The following is a 17,716-nucleotide window of genomic DNA, read 5'->3' on the forward strand; positions in this document are numbered from 1 at the left end:
AGGTGTGATGCGGTTCCTCGATGACCAGAAGCCAGCCCACGATCTCACGTACAGCGACGTCTTCATGGTGCCCGGCCGCTCGGAGGTCGGCTCGCGGCTGGAAGTGGACCTGACCCCGGTCGATCGCCTGGGCACCACCATCCCCCTCGTGGTGTCCAACATGACGGCCGTCTCCGGCAAGCGCATGGCCGAGACGGTGGCGCGCCGCGGGGCCATCGCCGTGCTGCCCCAGGACATCCCGCTCGACATCGTCGCGAGCAACATCTCCTACGTGAAGTCGCGTCACCCCATCTACGAGACGCCCATCACCCTGCGCCCCGGAGACACCATCCAGGAGGCGCTCAACCTCATCCACAAGCGCGCCCACGGTGCCGTCATCGTCGTCAACGAGCACGAGGAGCCGCTCGGCGTCTTCACGGAGAACGACGCCGCGGGCTTCGATCGCTTCACCCAGCTCCAGCGGGTGATGTCCACGGAGCTCGTCACCATCGACGAGGGCACGCCGCTCGAGCCCATCTACGATCGCCTGGCCAGCAAGCGGCTCTCGTGCGCGCCCGTGGTCCGGGGGCGCCGGCTCGTCGGCGTGGTGACGCGCAAGGGCGCCCTGCGCTCGACGCTCTACAAGCCGGCGCTCGATGCCCGGGGTCAACTGCTGATCGCCACGGCGATCGGCATCAACGGCGACGTGAAGGGCAAGGCCGAGGCCCTGCTGCGCGCGGGGACGGATCTGCTCGTCATCGACGCGGCGCATGGCCACCAGCGCAAGATGCTCGAGGGCGTGGAGCTCCTCCGCTCGCTCTCCCCCTCCGTGCCCATCATGGCGGGCAACGTCGTCACCCGCGAGGGCACGCGGGATCTCATCGCGGCTGGCGCGGATCTGGTGAAGGTCGGCGTGGGACCCGGCGCCATGTGCACCACGCGCATGATGACGGGCGTGGGCCGGCCACAGTTCTCCGCGGTGCTGGACTGCTCCGAGGAGGCGCGCAAGCACGGCAAGCACGCCTGTGCGGACGGCGGTGTCCGGCACCCGCGCGACGTGGCGCTCGCGCTCGCGGCCGGCGCGGCCAACGTGATGATCGGCTCCTGGTTCGCGGGCACCTACGAGAGCCCGGCGGACGCCATGCGCGACAGCGACGGCCGGCTCTACAAGGAGAACTTCGGCATGGCCTCCCAGCGAGCCGTCAAGGCGCGCACCCGCGGCGAGTCGCTCTTCGAGCGCGCACGCAAGGAGCTCTTCGAGGAGGGCATCAGCACCTCGCGCATGTACCTGGATCCCGAGCGTCCCGGTGTCGAGGACATCCTCGACACCATCATCGCGGGCGTGCGCAGCGCCTGCACCTACGCGGGCGCGCGGACGCTCGAGGACTTCCACCGGCAGGCCGTGGTGGGGGTGCAGAGCCCGGCCGGCTACGAGGAGGGCCGCCCGGTGCGTACGAGCTGGTAGGGAAAGGTCGGCTCAATTCCTCTCATATTTTGATTGCATCCGGCGTCCCTCCGGGCGACCGCATGGCCCATGGCTTGTCTTGGTTGAACGGATATCCTTGAAATTGTATATGGGTTCAACGCGTTGAATACGCGGTCAGCTTCTCGAAGCAAGCCTCAGTCACGCAGTCAACCCGAAGGAGACACCCCTCTATGAGCCTGCTGGAGCGCTTCGACACCCTCGATCCCGAGGTGATCAGAAATCCGTACCCCTACTTCGCGGAGATGAGAGAGAAGGCGCCCCTCTTCTGGATCGAGCGCCTCCAGGCCCACGCCGTCAGCCGCTATGAGGACGCGGCGTACATCCTGAAGAACCCGGCCCTGTTCTCGTCCGCGGATATCCGCATCGCCGGCAAGCTGCCCTCGGAGCGGTCCTCCCTGGAGCTCGGCTCGGTGTCCAACCTCCTCACCTCGGATCCGCCCATCCACACGCGGCTGCGGGGCCTGGTGAGCCGCGCCTTCGTCCCCAAGCGCATCTCCGAGATGGAGCCCCGCGTTCGCGAGCTGACCAAGGGACTCGTGGCGGAGATGACCGCCCATGACGAGTTCGATCTCATGGACGGACTGGGCTCTCCCCTGCCCGTCACCATCATCGCGGAGATGCTCGGTGTGGAGCCCTCGCGGCGCCGGGATTTCAAGCGCTGGAGCGACTCGCTCGTCGAATCCGGCGCGGAGATCATCCGGGACGGGAAGGCCTCGGACAAGAACATCCGGCTCGGTCAGGAGATGCTCGCCTATATGACGGAGATCGCCGAGAAGCGCCGCCGCGAGCCTCGGGGCGACCTCATCTCCATGCTCGTCCAGGGCGGCGAGGGCGCGGAGCCGCTGACGCCCAAGGAGGTGAACTCCTTCGCCATCCTGCTGCTGGCCGCCGGTAACGAGACCACCACCAACCTGATCGGCAACGCGCTCGTCGCCCTCATCCGCAACCCGGAGGCGTACGAGTGGTTGCGGCGCGATCCCACCATCGCGGCCTGCGCCGCCGTGTGCGAGGAGACGCTGCGCTATGACTCGCCCGTGCTGGGGCTGACGCGCCGGACCACCCAGGAGGTGGAGCTGAGCGGTGGGAAGCTCCCCGCGGACTCGACGCTGGTGGTGATGGTGGCGTCCGCCAACCATGATCCACGCAAGTTCCCGAACCCGGATCGCTTCGATCCCCAGCGCGATACGACGGGGCTGTTCTCGTTCGGCCACGGCATCCACTTCTGCCTGGGAGCGCCGCTGTCGCGGTTGGAGGCGCCGGTGGCGCTTCAGGAGTTGATGGCCCGCGCGCCGCGGTTGGGCTTCGCGCAGCGCCAGCCCGAGCACATCGACTACGGAATGTCGTTCTTCCTGCGCGGGCCCCGCTCGCTCTGGCTCCGCAAGAACTGAGCCCTCGCGCTGGGGAGAGGGCCAGGGTGAGGGTATGTTCCCACCCGGAGTCGCTGAACGAGAACCCGGCGGCGCATTGTTCTCGTAGCGAAACACTGTTTTCAGCGCGGGGAGCCTTGGTCACCCACGTCTCAGCCGTTAAGAGGCGTGAAATGAGCACTCCCCCCGCGCCTCCACGGCGAACCCTCCTGCTGTTCGTCCTGGGCATGTTGACGGCGTTCGGCGCGTTGTCGATCGACATGTACCTTCCGAGTCTCCCCACCATCCAGGGAGACCTCGGGACCACCGCGTCCTCGGTCCAGCTCACCCTGGCGGCGTTCATGGCGGGGCTGGGAATCGGCCAGTTCGCCTATGGCCCCCTCTCGGACAGGTTCGGGCGCCGGCGTCCGCTCATCGCGGGAATCAGCATCTACATCCTCGCGTCCGCCGCCTGCGCGTTCGCGCCGAGCATCCACTGGCTCATCGCGCTGCGGTTCTTCCAGGCGGTGGGCGGAGCCGCCGGAGCGGTCATCGCGCGGGCCATCGTCCGTGACCACTACAGTGGCCGGGAGATCGCACGCGTGCTCTCGTTGCTCATGCTCATCATGGGTGCGGCCCCCATCCTCGCGCCGCTCCTGGGTGGGTGGGTCCTCGGCTTCGCCGGGTGGAGGGCCATCTTCGGGGTGCTCGCCGTCCTCGGCGGCATCGCCCTGGTGCTCACGCTGGTGGCCATTCCCGGGACGGAGCCCGCGACCCAACACCCCAAGCGCACCGTCACGCTCGGGACGAACCTCCGTGTCCTCTTCACCGACCGGCGATTCCTCGCCGCCACGCTCGCTGGTGGCTTCGCGCAGTCCAGCATGTTCGCCTACATCTCCGGCTCGCCCTTCGTGTTCATGGAGATCCACCACGTGGCGCCGGAGCGCTTCGCGTGGCTCTTCGCCATGAACGCCGCGGGGCTCATCACCGCGAGCCAGATCAACCGGCGGCTCCTCGCCCGCTTCGCCCCCGAGCGGATCGCCATCACGGCGACGCTCGGCTCGGTGTTGATGGGAGCCGGCCTCGTGGTGCTGGCCGTGACCGGGCTCGGGAGCGTCCCGACCATCGCGCCCACGCTGCTCCTGTTCATCACGAGCATCGGTTTCGTGACGCCGAACGCGGCGGCGCTGGCCCTGGAGGATCACGGAGCCCGGGCGGGAGTGGCGTCCGCCGTCCTCGGCTCCCTGCAGTTCGCCATCTCGGCGCTGGCCTCGGCGAGCGTCGGGCTCCTCAACGATGGCAGCATGCTGCCCATGGCGGCGGTGATGGGGACGTGCGCCGTGGCGGCCTGGGTGTTCGCGCTGAGGGTCAAGGCCGAGGTGGGCAAGAAGGACGAGGAGTCCCAGCTCCCGCCCCCGGAGGCGTCCCTGGCGCGATGACCACGCGCGGCGGGTTTGCCTTTCCATGGGCGAAGCCGCAGGCTGGTCTTCATGTGGAGCGTACTTCATGGCCCCTCTGTCCCGCTCTCGGCGGACTGGACGATGGAGGGCGCGCTCAAACAGATGATGGCGGCCAGCCCCGCGCGCCGCGAAGCACCGGCACTCCTCACGGACGAGGGCTCGTTCAGCTTTCATGAGTTGAGCACCCGGGCCCATCGCCTCTCACGAGCACTGCGGACGCGGTTGCGCGGAACCGCCTCACCCCTCCCCCAGGGGACGCCGCTCGTGGGCGTGTGCATGTCGCGTGGGCCCGCGCTGATCGAGCTGCTCCTCGCCGTGCTCCAGGCGGGCGGTGCCTATCTGCCGCTCGATCCCTCTCATCCCCCCGCACGACTGGCACACATCATCGCCGATGCCGCCCCCTCCCTCATCGTAACCGGACCCGAGCACGAAGCGCTCGTGCGGCCACTCGCCTCCACGAGCCCGTGCTGGATACTCGACCCGCGTGCACCGCTCGAGCGGGAAGACGCGGCGCCCCAGGTGCCCGAGCCCCTGTCATCCAGGTCTCCAGCCGGCGAGCGCCCCTTCGCGGTGCTGTACACCTCGGGGAGCACCGGACGGCCACGCGGCGTGTGCCTGCCGCATCGGGCGGCGCAGAACCGGTTCCAGTGGATGTGGCGGGCGTTCCCCTTCACCGAGGGCGAGGTGTGCTGTTTCAAGACCCCTCTCGGCTTCGTCGACTCCATCTGGGAGTTGTTCGGCGCGCTCCTCCAGGGAGTCCCCGTGGCGGTCGCGCCCGATGGCCTCGAGAGACACCCCGAGCGGTTGATCGCCTTCGCCGAGCGCCATGGGGTGAGCCGCCTCATCGTCGTGCCCTCCCTGCTGCGGCTCCTCGTGCCGCACCTGCCGCCCCGTCCCGACGCGGCGGGCGCGCCCCTGAAGAAGCTGCGCATGTGGACATGCAGTGGCGAACCCCTGCCCCCCGCGCTCGCCGGGACATTCCTCGCGCGGCGGCCGGGCGATGTGCTGCTGAATCTCTACGGCAGCACCGAGGTCATGGGCGACGTCACCGCGCACGTGGTTCGCGCTGGGGAGGATCCGGTTCCCATCGGGCGGCCCCTCTGCAACACCACCCTCGAGCTGCTCGATGAGGCGGGAGCGCCCGTGAGTGCGGGCGAGCGAGGCACCCTCCATGTGCGAGGCGCGAACCTCGCACTCGGCTATCTCGGACACGGAAGCGCCTCCGCCGCGTGGGCGGAGGACGGACGGCGCTACGACACCGGGGACCTCTGCCGGATGGTCCGCGACCCCATCGACGGAGACTGGACACTCATCCACGAAGGCCGCGGGGATCGGCAGGTGAAGCTGTTCGGCAACCGTTTCGATCTCGCCGAGCTCGAGCGCACGCTCCTCCGGTGCGAGGGCGTCATGGACGCCGTGGCGCTGGTGCATGAAGACGCGGCGGGGCCCTCGCTGCTCGGGTTCGTCCAACCGCGCGAGCCGGGAGCGGTGGCGCTGGAGACCCTCCGAGCGGCGTGCGCCGAGACGCTACCGCCCCATGCGCGGCCTGCCCTGTATCTCATCGAGCGGTTTCCGCTGCTGCCCAATGGAAAGCTCGATCGCCAGCGATTGCTGGCGCTCGGGGTGGAGCGTGCCACTCCCAACGAGGATCCGTACACGGCCGCCTGGCGCGCGATCCTTCCCCGGACTCCAGTGGCGGAGGACGTCGACTTCTTCCAGGCGGGAGGCACCTCCCTGCTCGCGGTGGACCTGCTCCGGAGACTGCGCGAGGCAGGTGTGACGGTGTCCCTGGAGCGGTTCTACGCGGCGCCCTCTCTCGGAGCGCTGAGACGAGGGGGAGGCACGGAGGAGGCAACCCCCCACGGGCTCATCCTGCGCGGGGTCGAGACGGCGCGGGGGGAACAAGGCACGGCGGCGGTGAACCTGCTCGCCGATCGCTTCGAGGAGATCGATCCGCTCGCGCGGGTGCTTGGCGGGACGCGAGCTGATCTGCATGCGCTGTTCACCAGCTATCTCGAGGCCTGCGGGATGGAAGGTCTGTCCTTCGTGGCCACTGATGAGCGAGGAGACCTGGTGGGGTGCGTGGTGGCCGCCGATTTCTCGCGGGTGCATACCCATGCACGGGAGGGCCGCTTCGTATTGGCTCCGGCGCTCGGGCCGCTGGACGCAGTCATGAGCGCCCTCTCGGACCCCTGGTGCCACCACGAGTCGGATCCAGGACCGGGCGAATGGGTCTACGTGTTGCTGCTCGCGGTCGCGGGGCAGCAGCGCGAGGTGGCCCGGGTCACGCGCGAGCTCGAGACCGCGGTGATCGCCTCGGCCCGCGCCCGGGGCTACCGGGGAGTCGTCACGGTCAACTCTCATGCCCTGACGCAGCAGGTCTGCGAGGAGCTGGGTTATCGCACCGAGGCACGCCTGGACGTGCGTGGGTTCGTCCACGAGGGGACACGCCCCTTCGCCCAGGTGCCAGAGGGCGGCGCGGAGCTGCGGCTGCACGTCCTGCGGCTGTGACTCCGGATCCATGCTCTATGGCCGCGAGGCTCACTGCGCGGACAGGAGGCCCGGCTCCATCTCCCGCAGCCGTCGCAGATCCCTCCCGGGCGGCGTGCCAAACAGGCGGCGGTACTCGCGGCCGAACTGTGAGGGGCTCTCGTAGCCCACCCGGAAGCCCGCCGTCGCCACATCCACGTCCGCGCTGAGCAGGAGGCGGCGGGCCTCCTGGAGCCGGAGCTGCTTTTGATACTGCAGCGGGCTCATGGCGGTAACGGCCTTGAACTGGTGATGCAGCGAGGAGGGGCTCATGTGCACCTCGCGCGCGACATCCTCGATGCGCAGCGGCTCCGCGAAGCGGCTCTTGATCCAGGCGATGGCCCGGGCGATGCGCTCCGCCTGGCTGTTCGCCGTGGCGATCTGCCCCAGCCTCCAGCCGTGCTCCCCCTTGAGCAGGCGATAGAGGATCTCGCGGATGGCCAGCGGAGCCAGCATGGGGATGTCCTCGGGCGCATCCAGCAGGCGCACCAGCCGGAGCACCGCATCCAGCAGCGCCGGAGTCGTCTGGCTGAGGAACAGGCCTCGGGACGGGCCCCGCTGCACCGGCGCGGGCAGGCCCGCCTTCAGGATCAGCTCGGCGAGCTCGACGGGGTCCAGATCGAGCTGGAAGCAGAGGTACGGCGCCTTGGGCGTCGCTCGCGTCACCTGGCCCGTGACGGGGAGGTCCACGGAGACCACGAGGTAGTGCGAGGCGTCATACGGGTAGACCTCCTCGCCCAGCATCACCTGCTTGCTCCCCTGGGCGATGACGCACAGCGCGGGTTGATAGAGGACGTGCAGCGGCTCGCCCGGCCGCTCGGCGCGCAGGAGCGACACGCGTGGAATGGCTGTCGGGTGCACGCCATCGCCCGGGGTGAAGCGCTCGATCAGCGAGGCCAGCTCGGCCAGGCGCGCGGAGTCCTTCTGGTTCCCGCTTTCACCGTTCGAACCGCTCACGGGTCTTTCCCTGGAGGTCATCGCCATGGAGAATCAGACTACTCCCTTCGATTGGGGAGTGCCCCACGACTTCGCGGCGCCTTGCAGGAATAGGCAAGAGCGCGCCAGGAATGGTCTACCGGCGGACAGCGCCTGATTCGTAGTTTTGGCTCGCTTCCGGGGCGCACCAGCCCCGGGCGTTCGACACAAACCTGCGAGGGAATAGCCATGTCCGGAATCAAGGAAAAGGTCGTTGTCATCACCGGGGCCAGCAGCGGCATTGGCGAGGCCACGGCCCGCCTGCTCGCCAGGCAGGGAGCGCACGTGGTGCTCGGTGCCCGGCGCACCGACAGACTCGAGGCGCTCACGAAGGCCATCACCGCCGAGGGAGGCTCGGCCCGGTACCGGCAGCTGGATGTGACCCGGCGCGAGGACATGGAGGCGTTCGTCGACTTCGCGCTCGGTACCTTCGGCCGCGTGGACGTGATCATCAACAACGCGGGCGTCATGCCGCTGTCCATGCTGGAGGCGCTGAAGGTCGACGAGTGGAACCGGATGATCGACGTGAACATCCGGGGGGTGCTGCATGGCATCGCCGCGGGACTGCCGCTGATGAAGAAGCAGCGGAGCGGGCAGTTCATCAACCTCTCGTCCATCGGTGGCCACAGCGTCTCGCCCACGGCGGCCGTGTACTGCGCGACCAAGTTCGCCGTCATGGCCATCTCCGAGGGGCTTCGCCAGGAGGTCGGTGGCGACATCCGGGTGACGGTGATCTCGCCGGGAGTCACCGAATCGGAGCTCGCGGAGAGCATCAGCGATCCCCTTGCCCAGAAGACGATGAAGGACTTCCGGCGGATCGCGATTCCCGCCGACTCCGTCGCCAGGGCCATCGCCTTCGCCATCGAGCAGCCCGCCGATGTCGACGTCAGCGAGATCATCGTCCGGCCCACCGCGAGCCCGTACTGAACCGCCGGGAGGAACCGCCGTGCGCTTGCGTCCCCTCATGCTGATTCCCCCTCTCCTGGCACTCTCCCTCGGCGGCTGCGTGCACGCGATACCGACCGCGCGGGCCAGCCCGCCAGGAGAGCCCGCGCGTACCAGTCCCACCGTCGCCGACCGCGTCGCACGAGGCGAGGCCCTCGTGTCCGAGCTGAATGGCGGCAAGCCCCAACCGGCGCTGGAGGCGATGCGCCGCGACTTCCCATTCCTCGCCGAGGCGACGGCGGCCTACGCTCTCGGCGACGTCTGGGGACGCCAGGAGCTCGACGTGCGGACGCGCCAGCTCGCGGCGATGGCGGCGTTCGCCTCCCTGGGCCAGCTGGCCCAGTTCAAGATCCACGCGGGCTACGCGCTGAACGCCGGAGTGAAGCCGGAGGAGCTCAAGGAGATCGTCTATCTCATCACCGTGCCCGCGGGCTTCCCTCGCGCCATCGACGCGTCCCAGGTCCTGAAGCAACTGTTCGACGAACGGGGGATTGAGCTCACCCTCCGCGAAACACCTTCCGGAAGTGCTCGGTCACGAAGTCGATGAACACGCGCACCCTGTGGGGCAGGTGCTTGCGCTGGGGGTAGACGAGGGTGATGGTGAACACGTCGGGCACGTAGGCATCGAGGACGGTGACGAGCCGTCCCTCCCTCAGGTCCGCGTCGATGAGCGACCGGGGCAGGCGCGCCAGCCCCATGCCCTCGAGCGCCGCTTCGCGCACCACCGCGATATCATCCGCGACGAGCGTACCCGAGAGCGGAACGAGGAGCGGGGCACCGCCCTGCCCCTGGAAGACCCACTTGCTGCCCTTCATGCGCAGGCAGTTGTGATGGGTCAGGTCGTGCGGAGTCTGGGGAGGCGCGCGTCTGGCGAAGTACGAGGGAGCGCCACAGATGGCGGTCCGCTCGGTTCCGAGCCTGCGCTCGATGAGGGTGCGCTCATGGGGATGCGGGCGGAGCCGCACCGCCACGTCGAAGCCCTCCGCGAGCATGTCCACCTGCCGGTCCGACACGGACAGATCCACCTGTACCCGGGGGTAGCGCTCCGCGAACTTCTCCAGCACGGAGACGAGCGGGTGCAGGGAGAGGCCCACCGGGGCGGCGACGCGCACGGTGCCCTCCGGAATGGTCCCGACGTGGCCGAGGAGATCGGACGCCTCGTCCGCTACGGAGAGCAGGTGCGCGCAGCGCTCATAGAGGCGGGCGCCCTCGTGGGTGAGGGACAGCCGCCGCGTGGTGCGCTGGAGGAGCTGGACGCCCAGCCTGCGCTCGAGCGCGGTGATGCGGGTGCTCACCGCGGACTTGGACAGGCCGAGCCGGGCCGCGGCGCCCGAGAACGAGTTGGCCTCCACGACGCGTGCGAACACGGTCATCGCGACGAGGTCGTCGAGGGATGCGCCCACGATTGTTCTCCCGAGGGAACAGTAGCCGCGCCTCCAGGAGCCGTCTAGCGTTGGAGCAGAAGGAGCTCCACCTACCATGACCGCCGCCCAGACCGCCAAGACCGTCCTCACCCGCCTCCACGAGGCCCACCCGGGAGCTCGCTACGAGCTCAACTGGACGACCCCCTTCGAGCTGCTCGTCGCCACCATCCTGGCCGCGCAGTGCACGGACGAGCGCGTCAACCGGGTGACCGCGACCCTCTTCAAGAAGTACCAGGGCCCCCGGGCCTTCGCCGAGGCCGACACCGCCGGGCTTGAGGAGGACCTCAAGCCCACGGGCTTCTACAAGCAGAAGACGAAGTCGGTGCAGGCCATGAGCCGCGAGCTGCTCGCCAGCTTCGGGGGCGAGGTGCCGAAGACGATCGAGGAGCTGATCACCCTCCCCGGCGTGGCCCGCAAGACGGCGAACGTCGTGCTCAACACCGCCTTCGGTATCCCCTCGGGCGTCATCGTCGACACCCACGTGGCCCGGGTCAGCCAGCGTCTGGGCCTCACCAAGAAGGAGAAGCCCGACGACATCGAGAAGGATCTGATGAAGCTCGTCCCCCAGGATGAGTGGACCTTCTTCGGGCCCGCGGTCGTGCTTCACGGCCGCTACACCTGCACGGCCCGCAAGCCCAGGTGCGACGCCTGCCCCCTGAACGACACCTGCCCGAGGATCGGGGTGGAGTAGGCACCACCCGTTGGAGGCGCAGGTTGCGCGAGGTGAAAAGAAGATTGAGCTGCGCCAGCCGCCGTGGTACCTCGCGCCCCACGCTTCCTTAGCTCAGCTGGATAGAGCGTCGGACTACGAATCCGAAGGCCGGAGGTTCGAATCCTCCAGGAAGCGCTCTCCCCTTCCCCACTCGCCCGTGACGACGGGCCGCCGCAGCGTCCACGCGATGGCGATCTCGGAAGGGGCACGCCCGTGCCGCTCGCCGATCTTCTTCAGCAGCTCCACCAGGGCCAGGTTGCGCGACAGCTTGGGCTCCTGGAAGTCCGAGTGGCCGAGCCCGTACACGGCGGCGGTGTCGATCCAGTTGATGCCCCGCTCGAGCGCGTGCTGGATGGCGCGGATGGACTGCTCATCGTCCTGGTGACCCCAGGCGTAGGTCCAACCCGAGCCACCGATGGGGCCCAGGCTCCGAAGCCGATCGGAGTGATGTGGAGATCCGAGTTGCCGAGCTGCCGCTTCTGCATGTGAGTCTCCCCTTGGGTTGCGAATCCTGATCGCCCCTATATCCGCCGGGGACAATCACCGCGGAAGCGGAATGTGGATCATCCCTCCCCCGGGAGCCACGAGTGTTCACCTGGAGGCGCGAGCCACCCGGGCGAAGTGGTGGGCGAGCCGCTCGATGAGCTCCCGGTTCTCGGGCTCCGCGGCGCGCAGCTTGGGGAGCTGGGAGCGCAGCTCGTCCAGGTTCTTCTCGTACAGCTCGACCAGCTCCTCGGCGCCCTCGGTGTACCAGCGCTCGAGCTCGTCCGCGGTGAGCTCCAGGTGGAACTGGAACCCATACGAGTCGCCGAGCCGGAAGGCCTGCTGCGAGTAGCGATCCGTGGAGGCCAGGAGGGTGGCCCCCGACACGGGCTTGAAGGTGTCCTGATGCCAATGGGCCACGGGAGTGCGTGGGCGCACGCCCGCGATGACGGGATCGGCCAGGCCCTCCTTCGTCCAGCGCACGGGTGCCACACCCACCTCGAGCCCGTTCTTCCCGACGAAGACCTCGGAGCCGGCCGCCGCCGCCAGGAGCTGCGCGCCCAGGCAGATGCCCAGTACCGGCAGCCCGAGCGCGAGCCGCTCGATCAGTAGAGCCAGCTCCTCTCCGAGAAAGGGATGGCGGTCCGCTTCGTAGACGCCCATGGTGCCGCCCATCACCACCACCAGCTCCGCGTCCAGGTCCTCCCGCTTCACACCACGGAAGCGCTTCACCAGCGTGAAGCCCGCCGCCTCCAGGGCCGGACCGAGCAGCCCTGGCCCCTCGTTTTCCTCGTGCTGCATCACCACCGCGCGCATGTCTCCTCCAGGGTGGGAGTCCGTTCCCAACAAACCAGAGTACCGCTCGGGCCCCGCAACAATTTCTGCACGAACATTCCTGGGGAAGTGCACGGGGCATCCATTCGCACTGCACCCCCCTGCCCCACTCTGGGCCCATGAGCCCAGACACCCTCAACCCCACACCCACGCCGCCGCCGCGTCCCACGGGCTCGGCGGTCAGGCGGGCGCTGACGTGGCTCGTCCGCCACCACGTCTTCGGCAGCCTCTTCATCGTCGTCTTCGCCACCGCCGTCATCGCCAGCCAGGTGGCGGACCGGACCGACTTCGCCAGCTCGGAGCTCGCCCGGGATGTCGAGGAGCGCTGGGGCGCCCCCGTCGTGCAGCCGGCGCCCTCGCTGCGCTATGTGCAGAGCGGCACCATCTTCACCGAGCTCAAGCCCCTGCCCTTCGACAAGCAGCACGTGCAGGTGCAGGCCCGGATGAACTACCGCAAGCGCGGCCTGCGCTACTTCTCCGGCTTCGACTTCACCCTCTCCGCCGACTACGCCGCCGTCAACCGGGAGGGCCACGACATCGACGTGGCCTTCATCTTCCCCATCGAGGTGGACAAGTCCCAGGTGCTCCTCTCGGAGTTGCAGTTCCTCGTCAACGGCGGCGAGGCGGACCTGGACCTGGGCGAGTCCGGAAACCGTCTCGTCTGGACGGGCCGTATCCCCCAGGGCGCCACCAGCCACTTCTCCATCCGCTACCGCGCCCGGGGTCTCGACTCCTTCCTCTACAAGCTGGATCCCTCGCTGCCGGCCCGCGACGTGCGGCTGCACCTCACCGTGGAGGGGGGCGAGAACTATGACTATCCGCCCCAGGTCCTCGTGGCCAACACGGTGGAGACCGGACGCGACACGGTGGCGCTCGACTGGGCCTTCCAGTCGCTCGAGTCCGGCGTGAACCTGGGAGTCATCCTCCCCTCGGAGGAGGCGTACGACGACGTCGTCTCCACCATGGCGGGCCGGGCCTGGGTGCCCTTCCTCGGCCTGCTGGCCCTGCTCGCCGCCTTCAGCATCCACCACCGTAGACCGCTGGCCTTCTACGAGTCCTACCTGCTGGCCGCCGCCTACGGCTTCTTCTTCGTGCTGCTCGCGTACCTGGCGGCCTTCATGAACTTCTACGTGGCCTACGCGCTGGCCACCCTCGGCCTCGGCGCCGCCGTGGTTGCCTACGCGAAGCGTCTCTATCCAGGAGAGCGCACCTCGCGGCTGGCGGGCGTTTGGGGCGCCACCCTCGTGGTGCCCACCACCGCCGTCATCCTCCAGGGCTACACCGGACTCATCTACACGCTGGAGCTCCTCGCGGCGCTGCTCGGCCTGATGGCCCTCTCCACCCGCGCGAGTGTGCGGGCCCTGCTCTCGGATCTCCCACCCGGAGGCGAGCCGCCGCACGCCCCCGTCACCCAGGAAGCGAGGTGAACCATGTGGACCTCTTCTCTCGTGCTCGTATTGATGCTGACCGCGCAAACGCCCTCGGGCTCGGCGACGGTGCCACTCCAGGAATTGCTCCCGCTGTATGCGAAGCACCAGGAGCAGACGCCCCCCGCCCCCCCCACGGATGCCCTGGTGGTGAAGAGCCAGCTCGAGGGGCGCCTCACCGCGGACGCCCTGCTGGTGGATGCGCACTTCGAGGTGGAAGTCCTCGCCAGCGGACACTGGACGCGGGTGAGGCTGCTGCAGCTCGACCCGGATATGTATCTGACCGAGCTGCCCTCACTGGAGGAAGCCACGGTGGGCGCGTTGGAGGGGCAGCTGAGCCTGGTGACGCGAACGCCGGGCCGCTACGCCTTCGATGTCAGCCTCGCCCTGCGACCCACGGTGACCGGCCCCGAGCGCCAGGTGCAGCTGCGCTTCGGACCTCACGTCACGCCAGTGCCGCTCCGGCTGGAAGCGGACGCCACGGCCTTCACGCTGACCGAGCCGGCCGCCTCCGGAAGTGAGGACTCCGAGGTGTATCCCCGGCAGGGCGTGCTGAGGATCGGCTGGCGCACCGCCGTCACGCCGAAGGTGGCCCGTCAGGTGGTGCGTCCGCCGATGGAGCCGAGCATCCCCGAGGCCCAGGCCTCCTGGGTGTCCACGCTGGAGGGCAAGGCCTCCGTGCGCGTGCGCTACGCGTTGCGGTTGGATCGCGAGCAGGAGTTGGAGCTGGAGCTCCCCGAGGGCCACCACCTCGAGCGGGTGCTGCTCGACTCGGTCCCGCTCGTGCCCGACGAGAAGGACGGCCGGCTGAAGTTGAAGGTAGCCCCGGCGCGTTTCGGGGAGACGGAGGCCTCGCTGGAGGTGGTCCTGGCGAGGGATCTGGGCGTCTTCCACCTGTCGGGCCGTTTGAAGCTGGCGCTGCCCCGGGTGTCCTGGCCGGTGGGCACGGTGCGGGGGCGGGCGCACTTCCCGGCCGTCTTCAACTACCGGCGGGAGGGAGGAAGCATGGAGCAGTACGAGGCCAGGGAGGGAGAAGACGCGGGGCTCGAGACGAAGACGCCGCTGCCGGGCAAGGTGCTCCACTTCCGGCAGTACCTCGTGTCGGCCTCCGCGCCGACGCTGGAGCTGGGCTACTCGGTGGACATCTCCAAGAGCTACTTCCGGTGATGCCCCCTCTCCCTCTGGGAGAGGGCGGGGGGTGAGGGTAGTCGCCTCCGTGTTTCAACGGGAGGCGGCTGCCGAGCCAGCGAGTGGCAGAGGGTATCTACCCAGCCGCCTTTCCATGTCATAGCGAGATTCGTCGAGAGGGTACGCCACGAGCGTGCCCGAGTACTTCGTCCTGGCGAGCCACTCGTCGGCCAGTTGCTTGCGAGAAAAGACGGCCGTTGGCTGCGCCGCGCCCTGGCCCGTGAAGAGCCACACAGCTCCGAATGCATGGTATCGCCGCAGCGGAAGCCCCTCGGGAACCGTATTTATCTCGAAGGCCGCATCCACTCCCAGGGCGCGTAGGGCCGAGATGGTCTGTTGTGCATCGGGTGGATCGGCCTGGACGAGAGCACCCCCCGCGCCCTCATCCCATGAAACCTGGAACCGCAGTCCATTCTCCGCTTCGAAGGCCCAGAAGAATTCACGCATGCCACCCGTACGGGTGGGATCGTCCTCCACGTAGCCAGGTGCCCCCAACGGAAGAAGTACTTCGCGAGTGGCCGGGATCCACACGAGGTAATCACTGGACCGGCGATAGGGCATGACGATGGGAAAGCGCAGCCGACGCATGGGGAGTCGCGACCTCCGTTGAGGACCAGGTGACGTAGCCTACGCCACCACGGCGAAGGCAGTCCCCTTCTCCTCCGTGGGCAGCAGCTCCAGGCGGGCACCGAAGGCGCGCAGCATCGACTGGGCGATCGTCAACCCGAGCCCCGTGCCTCCCCGCTCCCGCGCCGTCGTGAAGAAGGCATCGAAGACGCGCGCCCTATTGGCCTCGGAGATGCCCCTCCCATCGTCCCGTACCACCACCCAGCCCCTCCCCTCGCCCGGCACCGCGTCCGCCTCCAGCCGCACCCGCACGCCCTCGCCCCCGTGCTGCGAGGCGTTGACGATGAGCTGCCAGACGGTGTCCTCCAGCACCTCCGCGGGCAGCCCCAGGGTGAGCCCTGGCGATACCGCGCCCACCTCCACGGCGAGTCCCTGCGCCCGGCCACGCTCCGCGAGGGCCTCCAGCACCGGAGCAACCTCCGTCCGCGAGGGGCGGGCCACCAGCGAGTCCGCGCGCGCGAGCTCCAGCAGCCGCTGCACCAGCCGGGTGAGACGCCGCGCGTCCGCGTCGATGTTGGACAGGAAGCGCTCGCGCTGCTCGGGGGACATGCTGTCGGCGCTGTCGCGCAGCAGCTCCACCGCGCCCTGGATGGAGGCCAGCGGCGTCTTGAACTCGTGCGACACGTTCGCCGCGAAGGAGCGGATGTACTGGTTGCGATCCCTCAGCGCGGTGGCCATTCCGGCCAGGGACTCGGAGAGCTCGGCGAGCTCTTGCACGACCGGGCGTGCAACCGGCTCGAAGCCCTCGGGCGCGCTGGCGGCGATGGCTCGCGTCTGCCGCACCAGGGCTCGCACCGGACGGACCACCAGCGCCGCGGCGGCCAGGGACATCAGCGCCACCACGCCCAGCAACACCAACCCGGTCGCCGTGAGATTCCACCGGTCCGCGTAGACGGCCTTGGCGAACGTCATGGGCGTACGGGAGAGCACCACCGCGCCCCAGACCTTCTCCTCCTCGAGCACGGGCAGGACCACCGTCACCCGCACACCCGTGTCGCGGCTCAGCGAGGCGAGCGGTGCGTCCTCGGGATCCGCGATGCGCCGGCGCAGCACACTCCGGAGCTCGCCGCGCAGGGCCCGCTGGACCTCCTCCCGGGCCATCAGCGTGGTTCCGAGGCCCGAGGCACTGCTGGCCACCACCACGCCCTGAAGGTCCACCACCCGGATGCCGGCCAGCGTGGATCGCCCCACGTGGATGAGCAGCGGAGCGAGCTGGTCGCCCGCCTGTCGCGCGAGGGGCTCGGCGGGGATGGCGGAATCCGGGGGTCCTTCCGCCGGGGGCAGCACCTCGTCCGAGGCCCGGAGTGAAGGGAGGATGGGCCGCAGATGCGAGCCCTTGGCTGTCGGGAACGGCCAGGGCGCGACACGGCTCAGGCCATAGTCCCGGGTCCCCACCTTCTCGCGCAGCAAATCGCGGTACACCTCGGAGACCACGACGCCCTGGGCGATGAGCTCGCTCTCCGTCTGGCGGATGAGCTGATCGTCATAGACCCGGACGAGCACCAGGCCGAGCAGCGCGAGCACGAGAGTCCCCAGCCCCACCGCCGCGAAGACCATCCACAGGCGCGGGCGGGCGCGCGTGAACTCAGGGGATCGCGAGCCGGTAGCCAAGGCCGTGCACCGTCTGGATGACCTCGCCTCCGGCCGCGGCGAACTTCTGCCGGATGTGCCGCACGTGGCTGTCGATGGTGCGATCACTCACCACCACGTCCTCATAGACACGCGTCATCAGCTCGTCCCGGGTGAACGCCTTGCCGGGCGCGCGGAGAAGCGCGGCGAGCAGGTGGAACTCGGTGACCGTCAGCACCACCTCCCGCTCGTTCCAGTACGCGCGCCACAGGTCGAGGTCCAGCCGCAGAGGCCCCCGTTGCAGCACCTGCGAGGCCGTGGCAGCGGGTGCCGCGGGACTCGCGCTCGGGGTGGCTCGGACCCGGCGCAGCACGGCCTTGATGCGCGCCACCAGCTCGCGCGGACTGAAGGGCTTGGTGATGTAGTCGTCACCGCCCAGCTCCAGCCCGAGAATCCGGTCCACCTCGTCGTCTCGCGAGGAGAGGAACACGATGGGAATCTCGTGCGTGCGGCGGACCTCGCGGCACATCTCCAGCCCATCCATCTCGGGCATCATGATGTCCAGGACGATCAGCGCGGGCACCGAGCGCCGCACCTGCTCCAGGCCTGCTCTCCCATCGGAGGCCTGCTCGACATGGAAGCCCGCCTGCGTGAGGGCGAACCCCACCACCTCACGCAGGTGTGGATCATCATCGACCACCAGGATGGAAGGAGGTTCGGTCACGGCATCCG

At 69.0% G+C, this 17,716-nt stretch carries 16 protein-coding genes and 1 tRNA gene; 10 read left to right on the forward strand and 7 right to left on the reverse strand.

Going from position 1 to position 17,716, the window contains the following annotated elements; all coding sequences use genetic code 11:
- Positions 1–7 precede the first annotated feature (7 nt).
- From JQX13_RS41795 to JQX13_RS41810, 4 genes are all read left to right on the forward strand, one after another.
- Positions 8–1,444, forward strand: a complete 1,437-nt coding sequence (locus JQX13_RS41795) for a GuaB1 family IMP dehydrogenase-related protein (protein WP_203404994.1) — start codon at positions 8–10, stop codon at positions 1,442–1,444.
- A 191-nt stretch (positions 1,445–1,635) separates the two neighbouring features.
- Entirely contained in the window at positions 1,636–2,853 is a 1,218-nt protein-coding gene (locus tag JQX13_RS41800; RefSeq protein WP_203404995.1) for a cytochrome P450, read from the forward strand.
- Positions 2,854–3,005: 152 nt separating this feature from the next.
- On the forward strand, positions 3,006–4,250 hold the full coding sequence (locus JQX13_RS41805) for a Bcr/CflA family multidrug efflux MFS transporter (protein ID WP_203404996.1): 1,245 nt from the start codon (positions 3,006–3,008) through the stop codon (positions 4,248–4,250).
- 51 nt (positions 4,251–4,301) lie between these two features.
- Positions 4,302–6,782, forward strand: coding sequence for a non-ribosomal peptide synthetase (locus tag JQX13_RS41810; RefSeq protein ID WP_203404997.1), 2,481 nt, complete (start codon positions 4,302–4,304; stop codon positions 6,780–6,782).
- 30 nt (positions 6,783–6,812) lie between these two features.
- On the opposite strand, the gene JQX13_RS41815 is transcribed toward JQX13_RS41810, so the two are convergent.
- Positions 6,813–7,757, reverse strand: a complete 945-nt coding sequence (locus JQX13_RS41815; protein ID WP_239014174.1) for an AraC family transcriptional regulator — start codon at positions 7,755–7,757, stop codon at positions 6,813–6,815.
- Between the two features lie 207 nt (positions 7,758–7,964).
- Between JQX13_RS41815 and JQX13_RS41820 the strand changes: the two genes are divergently transcribed.
- Positions 7,965–8,702 (forward strand): SDR family oxidoreductase, encoded by a 738-nt coding sequence (locus JQX13_RS41820; protein ID WP_203404998.1) that lies wholly within the window; start codon positions 7,965–7,967, stop codon positions 8,700–8,702.
- A 19-nt stretch (positions 8,703–8,721) separates the two neighbouring features.
- On the forward strand, positions 8,722–9,267 hold the full coding sequence (locus JQX13_RS41825) for a carboxymuconolactone decarboxylase family protein (RefSeq protein ID WP_203404999.1): 546 nt from the start codon (positions 8,722–8,724) through the stop codon (positions 9,265–9,267).
- Here the strand turns inward: JQX13_RS41825 and JQX13_RS41830 are convergent.
- Entirely contained in the window at positions 9,218–10,123 is a 906-nt protein-coding gene (locus tag JQX13_RS41830) for a LysR family transcriptional regulator (protein WP_203405000.1), read from the reverse strand. The genes JQX13_RS41825 and JQX13_RS41830 overlap by 50 nt on opposite strands.
- 76 nt (positions 10,124–10,199) lie before the next feature.
- Between JQX13_RS41830 and nth the strand changes: the two genes are divergently transcribed.
- A complete protein-coding gene (gene nth, locus JQX13_RS41835; RefSeq protein WP_203405001.1) occupies positions 10,200–10,835 on the forward strand; it encodes an endonuclease III in 636 nt (211 codons plus the stop codon).
- Between the two features lie 82 nt (positions 10,836–10,917).
- Positions 10,918–10,991: transfer RNA gene (locus JQX13_RS41840), tRNA-Arg, on the forward strand.
- Here JQX13_RS41840 and JQX13_RS54815 read toward each other — a convergent pair.
- The gene (locus tag JQX13_RS54815) at positions 10,950–11,396 is read right to left on the reverse strand and encodes an aldo/keto reductase (RefSeq protein ID WP_239015473.1); all 447 of its coding nucleotides are present in this window, start codon (positions 11,394–11,396) and stop codon (positions 10,950–10,952) included. The genes JQX13_RS41840 and JQX13_RS54815 overlap by 42 nt on opposite strands.
- Positions 11,397–11,447: 51 nt before the next feature.
- Positions 11,448–12,155 carry a glutamine amidotransferase-related protein gene (locus JQX13_RS41850; RefSeq protein WP_203405002.1) on the reverse strand — a complete coding sequence of 236 codons (708 nt, stop codon included), beginning with the start codon at positions 12,153–12,155 and terminating at the stop codon, positions 11,448–11,450.
- Positions 12,156–12,292: 137 nt separating this feature from the next.
- On the opposite strand from JQX13_RS41850, the gene JQX13_RS41855 reads away from it, so the two are divergent.
- Complete coding sequence (locus tag JQX13_RS41855) at positions 12,293–13,600, forward strand: hypothetical protein (protein WP_203405003.1); 1,308 nt, start codon at positions 12,293–12,295, stop codon at positions 13,598–13,600.
- Positions 13,601–13,603: 3 nt separating this feature from the next.
- Positions 13,604–14,767, forward strand: coding sequence for a hypothetical protein (locus JQX13_RS55705; protein ID WP_203405004.1), 1,164 nt, complete (start codon positions 13,604–13,606; stop codon positions 14,765–14,767).
- A gap of 54 nt (positions 14,768–14,821) precedes the next feature.
- Here JQX13_RS55705 and JQX13_RS41865 read toward each other — a convergent pair whose 3' ends face one another.
- From JQX13_RS41865 to JQX13_RS41875, 3 genes are read right to left on the reverse strand one after another with little or no spacing between them, the layout of a single operon-like run.
- On the reverse strand, positions 14,822–15,376 hold the full coding sequence (locus JQX13_RS41865; RefSeq protein WP_203405005.1) for a DUF7710 domain-containing protein: 555 nt from the start codon (positions 15,374–15,376) through the stop codon (positions 14,822–14,824).
- A 39-nt stretch (positions 15,377–15,415) separates the two neighbouring features.
- Complete coding sequence (locus JQX13_RS41870; RefSeq protein ID WP_239014175.1) at positions 15,416–17,026, reverse strand: sensor histidine kinase; 1,611 nt, start codon at positions 17,024–17,026, stop codon at positions 15,416–15,418.
- On the reverse strand, positions 17,001–17,708 hold the full coding sequence (locus JQX13_RS41875) for a response regulator transcription factor (RefSeq protein WP_203405006.1): 708 nt from the start codon (positions 17,706–17,708) through the stop codon (positions 17,001–17,003). The genes JQX13_RS41870 and JQX13_RS41875 overlap by 26 nt, the downstream gene beginning before the upstream one ends.
- Positions 17,709–17,716 lie beyond the last annotated feature (8 nt).

Source organism: Archangium violaceum, from assembly GCF_016859125.1.
Lineage (GTDB): Bacteria > Myxococcota > Myxococcia > Myxococcales > Myxococcaceae > Archangium > Archangium violaceum_A.

Excerpts from the sequence above, each read along its gene's own strand:
- JQX13_RS41850 (WP_203405002.1), bottom strand. The coding sequence starts at position 12,155 with ATGCGCGCGGTGGTGATGCAGCACGAGGAAAACGAGGGGCCAGGGCTG.
- JQX13_RS41800 (WP_203404995.1), top strand. The coding sequence starts at position 1,636 with ATGAGCCTGCTGGAGCGCTTCGACACCCTCGATCCCGAGGTGATCAGA.
- JQX13_RS41810 (WP_203404997.1), top strand. The coding sequence starts at position 4,302 with ATGTGGAGCGTACTTCATGGCCCCTCTGTCCCGCTCTCGGCGGACTGG.
- JQX13_RS41865 (WP_203405005.1), bottom strand. The coding sequence starts at position 15,376 with ATGCGTCGGCTGCGCTTTCCCATCGTCATGCCCTATCGCCGGTCCAGT.
- JQX13_RS55705 (WP_203405004.1), top strand. The coding sequence starts at position 13,604 with ATGTGGACCTCTTCTCTCGTGCTCGTATTGATGCTGACCGCGCAAACG.
- JQX13_RS41795 (WP_203404994.1), top strand. The coding sequence starts at position 8 with ATGCGGTTCCTCGATGACCAGAAGCCAGCCCACGATCTCACGTACAGC.
- nth (WP_203405001.1), top strand. The coding sequence starts at position 10,200 with ATGACCGCCGCCCAGACCGCCAAGACCGTCCTCACCCGCCTCCACGAG.
- JQX13_RS41855 (WP_203405003.1), top strand. The coding sequence starts at position 12,293 with ATGAGCCCAGACACCCTCAACCCCACACCCACGCCGCCGCCGCGTCCC.
- JQX13_RS41805 (WP_203404996.1), top strand. The coding sequence starts at position 3,006 with ATGAGCACTCCCCCCGCGCCTCCACGGCGAACCCTCCTGCTGTTCGTC.
- JQX13_RS41820 (WP_203404998.1), top strand. The coding sequence starts at position 7,965 with ATGTCCGGAATCAAGGAAAAGGTCGTTGTCATCACCGGGGCCAGCAGC.